The sequence below is a fragment of the Methylomarinum vadi genome (assembly GCF_000733935.1).
GTDB classification, from domain to species: Bacteria; Pseudomonadota; Gammaproteobacteria; order Methylococcales; family Methylomonadaceae; genus Methylomarinum; species Methylomarinum vadi.
Genome location: NZ_JPON01000001.1, coordinates 4,149,263 through 4,163,756, shown reverse-complemented (window position 1 = coordinate 4,163,756; position 14,494 = coordinate 4,149,263). Strand labels below are relative to the sequence as shown.

The following is a 14,494-nucleotide window of genomic DNA, read 5'->3' as shown; positions in this document are numbered from 1 at the left end:
GTCATTCCGCGTAAATCAGGTAATAAACCGTCGGCACCACCACCAGCGTGAACAACGTGGACGCCAGGATGCCGAAGATGATGGCGATGGCCAGGCCGCTGAAAACCGGGTCCAACACGATGACGATATTACCCAGCAAGGTGGTGCCGGCTGTCAGCAATACCGGTCGCATCCTGACCGCACCGGCCTGCAGTAAGGCATCGCGCAGTCCCATGCCTTCTTCCCTGGCCTGAGTGATGAACTCGACCAATATCAAGGAATTACGCACGACGATGCCCGCCAGGGCGATCATGCCGATCATCGCCGTCGCGGTAAACAAGACCGGATCGGGGCTGCCGTCGATAAAGCGTTCGCCGAACTGGTTGAGCAGCCAAAAACCGGGCATGATGCCGATGATCGTCAGTGGAATCGACGACATGATGATCAGAGACAGGGTAGCCGAATCGGTTTGTATGCGCAGCACGAAAAAGATACCGACCAGGGCAAAAGCGAACGCCAAGCCCATGTCCCGAAACACGCGCACGGTGATTTTCCATTCGCCCTCGCCGCTCCACGACAGCGTCACGTCATCCGGCAAATGCCAAGGCATGCCGCCGCCCGAAGACAGAAAACTGCGTCGCTCCCAGGAAGGCGCGTCGGTTTCGCCGCCGCCCATATCCGCATTGACGTCGGCGATGACCTCGGCCGGCGTGCGCCCTTCCAGTTCGGCCATAACGTAAACGACCGGCCGCAAATCCTTATGAAAAATCGGCTGGTCGGCGGGGATTTCAATAAATTCTCCCAATTCATGCAACGGCACCAGGTTGCCGCCCCGCCCCTTGATCGTCAACGAGTCGAAGTCATGCCGACTGCTGCGATCCGGCTTGGCCAATTGCAACTGCAAAGCGACCGGCTGCACTTCCCGCTCCAGATTGAGATAACCGGCTACCCGGCCCTGATTGGCAATACCCACTGTCGCCGCGATATCCTGGGTGGAAATGCCGGACAGGGCCGCTTTTTCCTTGTCGGTTCGATAGCGCCAACGCTTTTGCGCGGCGGCGACGCTGGAATCGATATCGACGACGAATGGTTCCTGGGCCAGACGGTGCATGACGCCTTGCGCGGCCTGTTGCTGTTGTTCGTAGGCGGTGAAGGTTTTACCGTAAATCTCCGCCACCAGCGTACTCAGCACAGGGGGGCCTGGCGGCACCTCGACCACCCTGACCGATATGCCATCGTGGTTGAGTGGCGCCAATAATTTCCGCAGCCGCAACAACACCGCATGGGACTGATGTTCGCGCTGCAGTTTCGGCGCCAGGGTCAGGCGGATATCGGCCAGATTGGGCGCGATGCGGTAATCGTATTGTCTCACCAGACCGTTAAAATCGATTGGCGACGGTTTGCCGACATAAGCCGCCTGGGCGTAGATTTCCGGCAGTTGCCCGGCCAGCGTCATAGCATGGCGGGTGATCGCCGCGGTGTATTCCAGATTGCTGTTTTCCGGCATATCGACGATGATCTGCATTTCATCCTTGTTGTCGTAAGGCAGCAGTTTCAACGGCACCATCCGCAACACCGGCAACATGGCGGTAATAAGGAACAACACAATCATAATCCCAACCAGCAACCAGGCCGACCGACGGCTGGCGATGCAGGGTTGAATCAAGCGCGCATAAAAACCCTTCATCGCTGTCGAAGTACCGGCATCCTCGACCGGCTTCAGCGCCTTGCTGGCCAGCCAGGGCGTCACCATAAAGGCGACCACGGTCGACAGCGACACCGCCACCGGCACGTTGAACGCCATCGGCGCCATATACGGCCCCATCATGCCGGTGATGAAAGCCAATGGAATGAAGGCGAGGATAATCGTGATCGTCGACATCAACAAGGCCGGGCGGATCTCGGCCATCGCCGCGATGATACGCTCGAACTGGCTGCCCTGCCCCTGGCGCATGAAGCGTTCGATGTTATCGATGCCGGTGATCGGGTCGTCGACCAGCAGACCGAGCGCCAATATCAAGGCAAACAAGGTCACCCGGTTGATCGTGTAGCCGAAAGCCATGTCCAGCGCCAGCGTTGCGCCATAACAAATCGGAATCGCCAAACCGACCACCAACGCCGGCCGCCAGCCCAAAAAAACGCCAATGAAAATCACCACGGTGGCGATGGCAAAAGCGAGACTGCTGGTCAGGTTGTTGACCTTGTCGTTGGCCGTTTTACCGTAATCGCGCAACACTTCCACCTGCACTTCCGCCGGCAATAATTTGCTTTTCAAATCCTCTATACGCCGATGAATATCGTTGGCGACAGCGACGGCATTGGCGCCGCGTTTTTTCGCTACCGCCAGCGTCACCAGCGGATAATCGTCCGGATAGCCCCGGGCCAACGGATGATTTTCGGCAAAACGCAACCAACTGTACTCGTCGACTTCGGCCGGCCCGTCTTCGATCTCGGCCACATCCTGCAAATATACCGGAACGCCGTCGACCCGATTGACCACCAATTCCCGCAGTTCCCCTGCCGAATAAAGAAAATCGCCGACTTCCAGTTGTACAGATTGTTGCCCTATTGACACCAAACCCGCCTGATGCAACTGATTGCCGGTTTTAATCGCAAGCAGCACCTCTAACGGCGAGGTGTGTCGTGCCGCCAGACTCTGCGGATTCAAGTAAATATTGATACGGCGCGGACGGCCGCCGCTGACGGTGATTTGATTGGTGTCCTCGATCTGCTGTAAATCGGTGGAAATTTCGTCGGCGAAGCGGCGCAGTTCGTAATCGCCGTATCGGTCGGGTTGTTGGCTCCACAAGCCGATCACGACGATCGGCACATCATCGACTTCGATCGGCTTGACGATCCAGTTGCCGACCACGGCAGGGACCTTGTCCTGATTGGAATACAACTTGTTGTAGACATTCAGCAGGGAATCCTCGCGGTCCTCGCCGACATAGAAACGCAGCGTGACGATGGCCTGGCCGGTCACGGAGCGGGAATAAACATGTTCCACGCCCGTTATCTGCGACAACAACTTTTCCAGCGGCACGGTGACTTGCTTTTCCACCTGCTTGGCCGACAGGCCGGGGGCTGATACCAAGACATTGGCCATCGGAACGACGATCTGGGGCTCTTCCTCGCGCGGCGTCAGCATTAACGCGATCACGCCCAACGACAACGAAACGATAAAAAAGAATACCGGCAGACCGCCGCGCAAGGCGTAAGCGACCAGGCGATCCAATAAATGATTATGAGTGGAGGAAGGAGATGTATTCACCGGCATCCATTATTAAATAACTCTAATATTAGATGCATGGTAATTAGGTTGCGCCGGAATTGTCAATTTCCGACCCGCTGATGGAGCGGCCGTCCCTGGCCGGCAATGCCGTTATCAATAGCTAACGGCAATATTATTGATCTTATTTCACCAAGGTAAACATCACCTTAGCGGCGCCGCAGCCTGGGCATTCCCAATCGTCCGGCAAATCTTCCCAGCGTGTTCCGGGAGCGATACCGTTTCTGGGATCGCCTTTCGCTTCGTCATAAATGTGACCACAGGTTTTGCATTTATATTTTTTGAATTCTTCTGCCATTGTTCAATCCTTATTATTAGCTAATAAAAACCTCTTGATTGTAACCAAACAATTCCAGGAAAAAAACCATGAAATTTATAGTTGATTGCCAATCTCGTTCGGTGATGACGATTCAAAAGAAACATCAATTTTTTTCCTTGTCATTTCACTTGAAAGGCCTGCTTACTGCCACACAATCAAATTGAAACAGCGACGAATAGCATTTCATCTCTCCACATCGATCACCATAAAAGCATAAGAAACTTTTAGCACCGATCAAGCACTAATGTATTAAATGACTGACAAATACGAGAGGGTTTTGAGGTTATAAAACCTTGGCTGCAAGCACCTCACTGCGGCTAATATCGGAAAATTTCATTCAAAAAATAACTCTAATCGAACAACGAAGTTTTTAACCACAGCTTTTTCCGGTTACAATCACTTGTAAGCCATTGCTTTCGTTACTTAAGTTGCCAACCAAACTCTTTATATCAACGTTATGACTTCCAGTAATTCCAAGCCTTATAGCAGACGCCAGCAGGAGCGGCGGGTGAAAGAAAGGCGCGCCGTCGATTACCCGTTCGGCAGTCCGGAATGGCTAGCCTGGGTGCAGCAGGAACATTTTTTATGGCCCAAGCAGGACCGCCGTCGAGGCGACCGGCGGGTTGAAGACCGAAGGAAAAAATCCAACCACGCCAACCAACGAAACGCAAGCCGCCCACTACAACTGCAAAATCTGTTAAGCGAGGAAGAAAAACGCATGATAGCCGAGTTGATGCGGAAAAATCATTCCGATTAAATGAGGGAAGGCGGCGAAATCGGTTGACCATTCACCAGCTTGAAATAATATGCAAAGACCGGTAGTTAAGCTGTCCCAACTTCCTCAAACTCGACGTTCTCGAATATTCCGGTAAGAGGTACGGACAAATCCAAACTTTTGAATTCGCAGAATTCGTCGCGCACCGAATCGTGCAATAACCAATCATTGTCCGGAGTCCGCCGATAAAACTCCAACCGTTTCGTTTTGATATCGACAATGACATATTCTTGCAGCGAGGCCAATAACCGATACGCCGCAAACTTTCCACCCCGGTCGAAGGCTTCGGTCGACTCGGACAGAACCTCGACGATCAAGATGGGATGAGACAAAAACTGCTCGGCCTTATGATCCTCTTCATGACAAGGCACCATCACATCGGGATAAAAAAAAGCATCCGCCCGCTCGACACGCAATTTCATGTCGGCGATATAGGCCTGGCATGGCTTACCCTTCAGGCGTTGTTTAAATGCGGCAAAAACATTGCCGCTTACCACAACATGTTCACGGCGGGCTTCGCCCATCGCGAACACCTCGCCGGCAATATATTCGTATTTTTCCTCCTGCCCTTCTTCGCAAAGCAAATAAGCATCGGTGTCAAAAATCGGTTGTTCGGCCTGTTGCATAAAATTCTCCAGACAAATACCGCCTTATATCGGTCGGTGTATAACACAGCATGGATATAGCGATTTTAGGGGATGCTTACATCAGCATCACAGTTGATCGCAAGGAATGTTGCCGTTTGCATAGGGATCGGGCATTCTTAAATACAACACGCGGTCATCGCCACGGTCACTCGCATTCGGATTATTGTGAATTGCCGTATCGATCTTCGCATCGCCGGGCGCTATACCCGCACCTGGACCGGCTGAAACCAATCGAGCATATTCCAGCTCGTATTTTCCAGTCACTGCATTGTATGGGACCTGTAAAACAATAGGCCGATTCCATGCATCCATTGCCTGTGCGTTTAGCGAATCATTAATGATGGCGTGTACTTTCCCTGATGTATTGGTGGCCGGATCGTAAATCTGGGTTGCAAGACTAGCAAACGAACTATCAATACCGGAATTAGGGATCTGTCCGCTCATCAAATAAGGACCACGCCAACCTACGCCGGTCCTCGGATTATAGTCACGCCATTCCTCATCGGCATCGAACACACCATCGAAATTTATCGTATCGCTATTATGCGTATCTGAATCGTCATCCAATCCGTTATCTCGATTGAACAAATAATGTAGGTTGTATCCTGTCGTAAAGTATCGATCACGCGGATATTCCCCCAACAAATCCCCATAAAACCCCGGCCCCGAAGCTCCACCCATGATGGCCTCCTTCACCGCCAGCATCGTCGCATCGGTCGCCTGGCACATCGCCATACGTCCGGTGCCACCGACATAGGGAATCGCCAAACCGGCCAACGCAATCAAGATCAGCAATACAACCGTCAACTCCATCAAGGTCATGCCTGATTGATTTCTTAAACTCATCATTTATACGTCCTTACGACTTTATTAACATTCCGTAGGATGGGTAGAGCGCAGCGAAACCCATCATTAGATATACTCCCAAATATCCAATTTTTTATCGCTATGATCCACTCCCCAATTCGCCGGATAAAAACCCTGTTTGACAAACTTCATAAAAGAGGAATAAGGCCAATCGACTACCCGCGATACCCAACCATGCTTGACCGGATTGTAATGAATATAATCCACATGACGTTGAAAATCGGTCTCGTCCCGAATCGCATGCTCCCAAAAACGCCGCTGCCAAATTCCGCGCTCCCCTTTTTTCTCCCGACTGTCCGACCTTGCATCAATCGACGGCAATTGCCTCGAAAAATTTGCTTTGATCTGACGCCAACGCATGGAAAAATCGCAATCGCCATCGGGCAACGTCCAGATACAATGCAAATGCTCCGGCAGAATCACGATCGCATCGATGTGGAACGGGTGCCGTCTATTCACCTCGGCAAAAGCCACCCTCAATTCATCGACATGATCGACCAATAGCTTCGAACGCCGATCATACAACGCCACGGTAAAAAAATAACACCCTCCCTCAATTCTCAATCGTCGGTAATTGGTCATACGACCCACCTATATGACATGTATTTACAGAAGTGTAGGATGGGTAGAGCAACGCGAAACCCATCGTTTATCCAGGACATCAACCTGTATCAAACTGATGGGTTTCGGCTATCGCCTCTACCCATCCTACCTTGCTGCCCGACCTTGCATCAATCGACGGCAACTGCCTCGAAAATTCCGCTTTGATCTGGCGCCAACGCATGGAAAAATCGCAATCGCCATCGGGCAACGTCCAGATACAATGCAAATGCTCCGGCAGAATCACGATCGCATCGACGTGGAACGGATGTCGTTTTTTCACCTCGGCAAAAGCCACCCTCAATTCATCGACATGATCGACCAATAGCTTCGAACGCCGATCATACAACGCCACGGTAAAAAAATAACACCCTCCCTCAATTCTCAATCGTCGGTAATTGGTCATACGACCCACCTATATGACATGTATTTACAGAAGTGTAGGATGGGTAGAGCAACGCGAAACCCATCGTTTATCCAGGACATCAACCTGTATCAGACTGATGGGTTTCGGCTATCGCCTCTACCCATCCTACCTTGCTACCCATCCTAGCTTGATAAATTTACCAGTTAATGGATATAAGTTGATCACCAGGAATAATAGGTATTTTTATATCCGGTTTAAGTTTTAATTCACCGCCTAACTCTGGAGCAGTAGTTCCTGTACATTCAAACGATTTCATGCCGTAACAATGGTTTACACCACCGATAACTTTCCATTTTCCTGAATTAGCGACACAATTTGCTTGTGTAAATGTTGCACTGGAAAATGTATCAACACAAGTTGCCGGGTAAGTGGCAACCGTGTCGGCAGCATTGCAGTTCGCGGTATCAGAACTGTAGACACCTATAAGCGCCGAACCTACAGGCAACTTTGATCCAGCATTAAAACCGAATGTTATCAACTTCGATAATCCATCTTCGGTAATCGGTACAGAATTATTGCTAAAGCCACTATTGATTTCCGTAGCTCCGGTTGTGGCATTAATTGCTCTATAAGTCACTTTCAGACAAATGTTCTCAGAATTGAATGACCATATTCCGCCGTTTGTTAGACAAAACGCTTTGGATGTGGGCAATGAGGCTGTGCAATCCGTCCAAGTTCCTGAATTATTGAGGCAATCAGTTTTATTGGTTTCCGGCCCGCTACAACTCCCTCCGCTCCAGTTGGCTGCAGTACAAACTGCTGATTCCTCAATAACTGATGCATCACAAGGAACTGGCACGGCTGGAGAGTAAGAAGCGGAAATATTTGCGGTAATTCCAGCTTCTATGTTTTTTTTCCATTCTTCTTCTAACACAGCGGCTTTTAAATCTTCGTCGAAACCCATTCCTCCGACAATCTGGTTTTTCCCTAAGCTTTTTATAATCAAGTCATTGCCAGTAATTGAATATAGCCATCCAAAATCAAAATCAGAAATATTTTGGGACTCTCTGCCCCAACCATCTGTATAAGTATCGGGATCCGTTACTCCTGATGAAATACGTAAATAAGGACCATTCCATCCAAAACTTAATGTGTCACTCGTTCCGGCGGTATACCCAGTCTGATTAACCCAACTATCCGCAGTTATGGCATTACAGTCCGCCGCCGCTGTTCCTGAGGTAGTTTCATCAATAGTTCTATCAACCGTGCAATAATTTTGGTCCACCAATTCCCTTAAATTTACCGGCAATCGCCCCATATCCGCCACAAACCCCGAGATATCGGGCTGGCCGTTGATGGTACGCTTCGGGTTGCCGATGATGGCGGTGCGGATGCTTTCCAGGCGGTCGCGGGTTTGTTCGTAGCGGGCCGAATAGCCGATATCCACCGTGGAACGGATGGCGATGGTGCCGACGACCGAGATCAGCATCAGCACCACCAGCAATTCCAGCAGGGAAAAACCGTTTTGAATGGATAAACGTGGCTTCATCGATTGAGCAAAAAATTAAAACATTTAAGCAATAAATATACCCATGAAGCAATCCAAGCATAAATGATGGGGTCACAGGATTTTGGCAGGTACGCAAGCTTCGCTTTAGCTCCAGCATTTGTCCTGCCTTATTTCACTCAGAATTTGGCAAACAATAACTTCCCGATGTAGATACCCTATTCTGCATCGTAACCTAGACCGTAACGTTCCTCTCCCGGAGAGGAGAATGTCGAAAAGGGATGGCGAACCGAATGTAATAAAAGGTATCTTTTTGATTATGTTGGGTTACGCTGCGCTAACCCAACCTACAGTCTGGCTTTTATGGCAACCTCCGGAGCGCGAGAACGGCCGCTGGAAAATAATTTACGACCAGTTCCTAGGGAGAACTTGACGGACTCTTTTCGCCGGTTAAATTGGAAAGGAAGGGGTAAGGCGACGGAAATTTCAGCCGGCCTTGATCGGTGTCGCTGACGCCCTGTTTCTACTGCGGGCTGATTACCGGTTATAAAGCCTTGATGGGTTTTACCCGCAGGGTACAAGCTACTTAGGCGCTAGCATTCGACGAGCAACGGCAAAAATGCGGGATATGCCGCAGCTGAAATAGGTTATTTCACACAGTTTTTTATATTTCTGGGCAACCTCAAGCATTGTTCGCTCAACAAAAACAGCGAGTTAACTTGTTGGCACGGTCTCTGCTATATATCAACCGTCTAACAAGTTCGTTCGCCTCAGGGATGAGACACGGCCGGGACCGGCCGTAACGGGAGGAGAGTCACGAACATGGGGGAAGGGCTTCCCCCCCACTGCCGGGCGCTCTGGTACAGCTAAGGGCAGTGACTTCGTTAGGGTCACTTAAACCATTAACTAACGAGAATACGGGGAGAAACCCTACATGAAACATTATAACAAGATGGCCCGCCAAGCGGGTATGACCTTAATTGAATTGACCGTCGTCCTGCTGGTGTTGGTCGGTTTGGCCGGTCTATTGATTCCTTATGTCGGCGGTTTTGTCGGCCGTACTCATGACTCATCCGGCGCCGATAGCTTAGCAGAGGTTGCTAAAGCAATTGCAGGCTATGACGCCAAATATCAAGGATATCCAGGAAACCTAGACAGACTGATCGATTCGACGGGTGCTGCAACAAGTTATTTGATGAATAACGCAATTGTTGCGCCAGTTAACGTTAATGCAACAAACACACAATCTTTATTCAGAGCCGGGATTACCTCGCTCAGAGGCATGTGCGATGATGCCGCGGATGCCGACTGCACTGCATTCAATCCAACATTCAACTATAACGACAGCACAGGCGATTGGGCCATAAACATGATGGGAGCTATTAATGGTGTAGCGCCGGCTGCGACTGATTTTTTATTAACTGTTCATCCTGATGAAGCCGCTGCTACTGCGGCTGCTATTGCTAATCCCGGAATTAACAACGTTGAACACATCTGTGGCATCCAAAATGCTGCCGCTGACACAGATGGTGACGGCACGGTAGATAACATCTATGTCATGTTGGGAGTGGGACCTGAAAGTGACATGATTGGACGCACTATACAGCAAGCGCCGGTTCATTTCGCTCAAGTCGGCGCGATGAATGCGAACAACCGTTACAACCGTTTTGTGGCAATCTTTAGAGTTGACAATGATAATGACGTGGGTCGAAACGGTTCAGCCGACAATGCCACTTTACTATGTACAGCCATGGCTATGTCGGATATCGAGGGCCCTCAAGCATCTTTGCAACGCTTTTATGATCGCGCTGATCAAGAAGGTAGCTAATACCTAGTTAAATAATGTTTTGAACTCGATGACGAATTCCAAAACATAGCAAGTAATTAGCAAGTAGCCCGAACGAAACCATCGCGTAATACGGGAAAGCCGCAAACGTCTTTTCCCGGATTCTGCCAACGTGCCATCCGGGCTACTTGGAGCGACACCTTCCTACTCACCGGACCGCAAACCTCCCCTCGGTTTTTCGTGGTCCGGTTTCGTCTAACAAGGATTTAAGACTACCAACCCAGGGACTTCTTAATTAAGGACGATTTTGGGACCGGACAGGGATGCCGGTTCCCCTTTTATACCGCTGCATTTTCGTCGAGAGTGCAGCGGTATGATTGTTTTCGATGAGCGGACTTTTAACGAAGAATTTGGAAGGGTCGATCCGCCCCAGATCGGCGAATTTTATCGACCTGACGATGGGGTTCCCTGCTTTCCGTCCATCCTGCGAACTCGATGTTTTTTGGCTTTATAGATAAGAATTACAATAAGCAATGAAGCTCCCCAGTTTTGGCAAGCGCGCCGCCCACACCCTGCTGTTCATTACCGAAGTCAAGACTTTCCGCGTCGATGCCGACCGCAAGGGCGTTCTGCTGACCGATCTGGAAACGATCGAACGCGGCTGCGAAGAACCGGCCAGGCTGGCGAAAACACTGCAAAAAATCAGCGATCAAACCGTCCCGTTCGGCCGCAAACTGTGGCTGTTGTTCCTGCGCCTCCCCACCCATCTGGTCAATGTACCGAGCCTGCAAGTGCAAGGAGTCGACGAAAACACATTGACGCAGGCACTGCAATTCGAGCTGGAAGGCATCACCGGACAGTCCTCGCAAGACAGCCGTATCGCCTTTCGCTTCGTCAGGAGCGACGACGACATGAGCGATTATTGGTTGACCCAGATCGATCAATTGGCGCTGGACGATCTACTTAAGGCGGCCAAGCAATGCAAAACCAAGCTGGCCGGCCTGCTCCACCCCGGCGGCCTGCCGCTGGCATTGGCCAAGCCGGAGGCCCCGGAATGGCTCAGACTGGAAGCCTGGCCGAATCAGCTGCATGTGTTGCGGCAAACCGAGGATCATTCGAACCTGCAGGTCTTTTCTTTCGACAACCCGCATTGGCGCTCGGAACTGGAGCAATGGCTGGATGACGCCGGGACCGACACGCCCCGTGAAACCCTGCTGAACAACAAGCTTGAAGTGCTGCCCGACAGCGACGCGCAATTCCGCCTGAACGAGGAACACGACCTGAATGCCTGGCTGGGATTATGGGCGCAGACCTTGATTGCGACCAAACATCCTCCGATTCCGCTCATCACGCCGCCGTCCCGCTACAATCCCGATATCGCCTGGATGGCCGGCACCGGGGGCGGCGCCCTGTTGTTGTGCCTGCTGCATGCCGGTTGGTTCATCCAGCAAAGCCGTCATTACCAGGCCGAAGCCGATGCCTTGAGCCAAACGGACCGCTCCATGCAGGCGTTGCGCAAACAGATCAATCAGAGCCGGGACCAGAAAGCGGCGTTGGAAAAGAAACTGGGAAAACTGACCGGCGATGCCGATCTGATCCCCAACACGCTGGCCACGTTGCAGCACCGTCCCGCTCGATTATTGCGGGAACTGGCCAATGGCCGCGACCAGGAACTGGTGGTGGAAACGATCGAACAGCGCAACAACGACATCGTCGTCACGGGGGTAACCTTGAAGCCGCATCTGGCCAATCAATTGGCGAGCCATTTGCAAGCCAACCTCGCCGACCTGAATTGGCAAGTGCAGGCGCCGACCAAAGTGGCGATGGATTTATTCGAGGATCACGGGCCTTGGTCGTTCGAATTGAGGCTGATCGACGAGGGCATTCCGGGCTTCGGCGAGGACGAGAAGTCATGACGATGACGCCCGAACAACAACGCGAACTGTGGCTGAAGCGGATATTGCCGGGACTGCTGATCTCGGTGATCTATTTCGTCTTCATCAGCGGCATCGTCAGCGACCAGGCGAAAACCGCCGAGGACGCCTACCGCCTGCTGATGCAACGGGGCATTTCCAGCGCCGCCCTGCCGGGACTGGAAAATCAAAAAAACCGCTTGCAGGACGAGCTGTTGAAGCTGAAGCAAAAGGACGAAGCCGTGCAAAACGGACTGTCGGAAAAAGCCGGATTTCTTTATGGGGGCAACGACAGTCATGAGGCGATCGACCGGATCGCGCTGCTGCTGGATCAGCACCGCCTGCGCATCAGCGAGGAATCGGCGAACGAACGAAAACAACTCGCCCATATGCCGCAATCCATCGTGGATGTCCGGCAATGGCTGAGCGACGCATTGAAGATGGACGACCAAATCAGGACTCATCGCATCCGTTTTGTCGGCCGCTACGTGGATGTCTACGCCATGCTGCGGCAGCTGGCCGATGAAAAGATCAAGGCGCTACCGGTATTTTTGACCATGGGCAATCTGCCCGATGACGAACAACACGAAGTGGGACTGAAACAATGGATGCTGGAACTGTGGATTTGAAACACTCGGCTTCGTCCGAAGAACTGCGCACCAACGAAAGAGAAGCGATAGCCGGATGGAATGCGACGATTTTCCGGGACGGCGACGCCAGTCTCGTACACGGCTTCGTCGCCGACATCACCGGCAGCGGCGCCCGCCTTGTCGTCAGCGACGAGGTCGACTGGATCGGGGAAAACGTCAGACTGACCTTGCACGTCGAGGCGGAAAACCGCCGTTTCACCCGCATGGCCGAGGTATGCTGGCTGAAACAATACGGCCAGAACGTACATTTCGGCGTGCAATATGTCGATCATGTCGGTTTCGACCCGGAAAGCCATCAGTTGAACATCGAGGATGTCAAGGTTTGTCCGACCTGCGCCCTGAAACTGCCCGGCAATATCGCCTTACGACAAAAAGCACTCCCTTTTTTGTTACAGGACGATGTCACTCATGTCGCCTGCAGCGGTCCGGCCAATTCGCAAACGGTCAAATTACTGGAACGTTTCCTGAAAACGGAAATCAAGCTGTGGCGGGCGCCCACGAACTTACTGGAAATTAAGTTAAAGCAAGTTTACGGCAGCAACCCGGGACAAATCCAGGCCCTGCCCAACGCCGTCGCCGGAGAAAACAATCAGGCCGCCGCCGTCAACCTGGGCGACGACCTGCTCTATGCGGCCTATATGCGCCAGGCTTCCGACATTCATATCGACCCCAACTTCGACGGCGCGACCATCCGCTTCAGAACCGACGGCCAACTGGAGGTCTACAACAAGATCAACAGCCATGTCTACACCGAATTGGTCAGCCGGCTAAAGGTCATGGCCAGCCTCGATATCGCGGAAAAACGTTCGCCGCAGGACGGCCGTTTTTCCCATCGATTCGTCGCCGGCGAACGCCGCATCGACGTCCGGGTCGCGACGCTCCCGACCAAGTACGGCGAGCGGGTCACGATGCGGCTGCTGGCCGTGCAAACCGATTCGCTGACGTTGGACAAACTGGGCTTCACATTCAGGCATCAAGAGTTGATCGAGACCTTCCTGCGTCGAATACAGGGCATGATGATCATGACCGGGCCGACCGGAAGCGGCAAGACCACGACCCTGTATGCCGCGATCCGGATGCTGATGGCCGAGCGCAACGTCAACATCATAACGATCGAGGACCCGATCGAATACGAAATCGCCGGCGTGGCGCAATGCGAGGTCGACGCAAATGATAAGGTCAGTTTCGGCAAGGCGCTGCGCAGTATTCTGCGGCACGACCCGGACGTCATCATGGTCGGCGAGATCCGCGACAAGGAGACCGCCGACATCGCCATCAAGGCGGCGCTGACCGGCCATATGGTCTTGGGAACGTTGCATACCAATTCCGCCGCCGCGACCGTGACCCGCCTGCTGGATATGGGCGTCGAACCCTACCTGGTGGCAGCGGCCCTGAGGCTCGCCATCGCGCAGCGATTGTTGCGCCGTCTGTGCAAGCATTGCCGCATCGCGCGCCCCCTGACGGAGCTGGAGGCGATCACGATCGGCCGTCCCGAGCTGGTCCAGAAGAAAATTTACGATCCCTGCGGGTGCATTTATTGCGGCGGCAAAGGCTATGCCGGCCGCATCGGCTTGTATGAGATGCTCGAATTGAAAGAGGACTGGGCGCGTTCGGTGGCCGACGGCGAAGGCGAGGCGCAACTGGTGACCAAAATGCGCGATGCCGGCATCAAGAGTTTGCTCGACGATGCGATCGACAAACTGTTACACGGCGAAACGTCGATCGGCGAGGTGATACAAATTGCTTCGTCGTGGTGATTTATGGACTAAACAACCACCCGCTCAAGCGGGTGGGT

General features: G+C 52.3%; 12 protein-coding genes. 5 read left to right on the top strand and 7 right to left on the bottom strand.

The window, feature by feature from the left end:
• Position 1: 1 nt before the first annotated feature.
• Positions 2-3,250 (bottom strand): efflux RND transporter permease subunit, encoded by a 3,249-nt coding sequence (locus EP25_RS0120670; RefSeq protein WP_235185968.1) that lies wholly within the window; start codon positions 3,248-3,250, stop codon positions 2-4.
• A 142-nt stretch (positions 3,251-3,392) separates the two neighbouring features.
• Positions 3,393-3,566: a rubredoxin gene (locus EP25_RS0120665; RefSeq protein ID WP_031435608.1), complete on the bottom strand. Its 174-nt coding sequence runs from the start codon at positions 3,564-3,566 to the stop codon at positions 3,393-3,395.
• 478 nt (positions 3,567-4,044) lie between these two features.
• Between EP25_RS0120665 and EP25_RS0120660 the strand changes: the two genes are divergently transcribed.
• A complete protein-coding gene (locus EP25_RS0120660; RefSeq protein WP_031435607.1) occupies positions 4,045-4,344 on the top strand; it encodes a hypothetical protein in 300 nt (99 codons plus the stop codon).
• A 65-nt stretch (positions 4,345-4,409) separates the two neighbouring features.
• Here the strand turns inward: EP25_RS0120660 and EP25_RS0120655 are convergent, their stop codons facing one another.
• The 5 genes from EP25_RS0120655 to EP25_RS0120635 all read right to left on the bottom strand — a co-directional run bounded on the left by EP25_RS0120655 (position 4,410) and on the right by EP25_RS0120635 (position 8,392).
• A complete protein-coding gene (locus EP25_RS0120655) occupies positions 4,410-4,988 on the bottom strand; it encodes a Uma2 family endonuclease (RefSeq protein WP_031435606.1) in 579 nt (192 codons plus the stop codon).
• Positions 4,989-5,075: 87 nt separating this feature from the next.
• Positions 5,076-5,855 carry a hypothetical protein gene (locus tag EP25_RS0120650; RefSeq protein WP_152555699.1) on the bottom strand — a complete coding sequence of 260 codons (780 nt, stop codon included), beginning with the start codon at positions 5,853-5,855 and terminating at the stop codon, positions 5,076-5,078.
• Between the two features lie 66 nt (positions 5,856-5,921).
• Entirely contained in the window at positions 5,922-6,458 is a 537-nt protein-coding gene (locus EP25_RS0120645) for an REP-associated tyrosine transposase (RefSeq protein ID WP_031435604.1), read from the bottom strand.
• A 79-nt stretch (positions 6,459-6,537) separates the two neighbouring features.
• Positions 6,538-6,882 (bottom strand): REP-associated tyrosine transposase, encoded by a 345-nt coding sequence (locus EP25_RS0120640; RefSeq protein ID WP_152555698.1) that lies wholly within the window; start codon positions 6,880-6,882, stop codon positions 6,538-6,540.
• Positions 6,883-7,039: 157 nt separating this feature from the next.
• Positions 7,040-8,392 carry a prepilin-type N-terminal cleavage/methylation domain-containing protein gene (locus EP25_RS0120635; protein ID WP_031435602.1) on the bottom strand — a complete coding sequence of 451 codons (1,353 nt, stop codon included), beginning with the start codon at positions 8,390-8,392 and terminating at the stop codon, positions 7,040-7,042.
• A gap of 892 nt (positions 8,393-9,284) precedes the next feature.
• On the opposite strand from EP25_RS0120635, the gene EP25_RS0120630 reads away from it, so the two are divergent.
• From EP25_RS0120630 to EP25_RS22230, 4 genes are all read left to right on the top strand, one after another.
• Positions 9,285-10,178: a hypothetical protein gene (locus EP25_RS0120630; RefSeq protein ID WP_031435601.1), complete on the top strand. Its 894-nt coding sequence runs from the start codon at positions 9,285-9,287 to the stop codon at positions 10,176-10,178.
• Between the two features lie 491 nt (positions 10,179-10,669).
• A complete protein-coding gene (locus tag EP25_RS0120620) occupies positions 10,670-12,052 on the top strand; it encodes a hypothetical protein (protein ID WP_031435600.1) in 1,383 nt (460 codons plus the stop codon).
• Positions 12,049-12,678: a hypothetical protein gene (locus EP25_RS0120615; protein ID WP_031435599.1), complete on the top strand. Its 630-nt coding sequence runs from the start codon at positions 12,049-12,051 to the stop codon at positions 12,676-12,678. The genes EP25_RS0120620 and EP25_RS0120615 overlap by 4 nt, the downstream gene beginning before the upstream one ends.
• Complete coding sequence (locus EP25_RS22230; protein ID WP_051906948.1) at positions 12,654-14,456, top strand: ATPase, T2SS/T4P/T4SS family; 1,803 nt, start codon at positions 12,654-12,656, stop codon at positions 14,454-14,456. Before EP25_RS0120615 ends, EP25_RS22230 begins: the two co-directional genes overlap by 25 nt.
• Positions 14,457-14,494: the final 38 nt, after the last annotated feature.

Coding starts and splice junctions, on each gene's coding strand:
- EP25_RS0120645 (WP_031435604.1), bottom strand. CDS start 6,458: ATGACCAATTACCGACGATTGAGAATTGAGGGAGGGTGTTATTTTTTT.
- EP25_RS0120650 (WP_152555699.1), bottom strand. CDS start 5,855: ATGAGTTTAAGAAATCAATCAGGCATGACCTTGATGGAGTTGACGGTT.
- EP25_RS0120640 (WP_152555698.1), bottom strand. CDS start 6,882: ATGACCAATTACCGACGATTGAGAATTGAGGGAGGGTGTTATTTTTTT.
- EP25_RS22230 (WP_051906948.1), top strand. CDS start 12,654: ATGGATGCTGGAACTGTGGATTTGAAACACTCGGCTTCGTCCGAAGAA.
- EP25_RS0120655 (WP_031435606.1), bottom strand. CDS start 4,988: ATGCAACAGGCCGAACAACCGATTTTTGACACCGATGCTTATTTGCTT.
- EP25_RS0120665 (WP_031435608.1), bottom strand. CDS start 3,566: ATGGCAGAAGAATTCAAAAAATATAAATGCAAAACCTGTGGTCACATT.
- EP25_RS0120620 (WP_031435600.1), top strand. CDS start 10,670: ATGAAGCTCCCCAGTTTTGGCAAGCGCGCCGCCCACACCCTGCTGTTC.
- EP25_RS0120630 (WP_031435601.1), top strand. CDS start 9,285: ATGAAACATTATAACAAGATGGCCCGCCAAGCGGGTATGACCTTAATT.
- EP25_RS0120660 (WP_031435607.1), top strand. CDS start 4,045: ATGACTTCCAGTAATTCCAAGCCTTATAGCAGACGCCAGCAGGAGCGG.
- EP25_RS0120635 (WP_031435602.1), bottom strand. CDS start 8,392: ATGAAGCCACGTTTATCCATTCAAAACGGTTTTTCCCTGCTGGAATTG.
- EP25_RS0120615 (WP_031435599.1), top strand. CDS start 12,049: ATGACGATGACGCCCGAACAACAACGCGAACTGTGGCTGAAGCGGATA.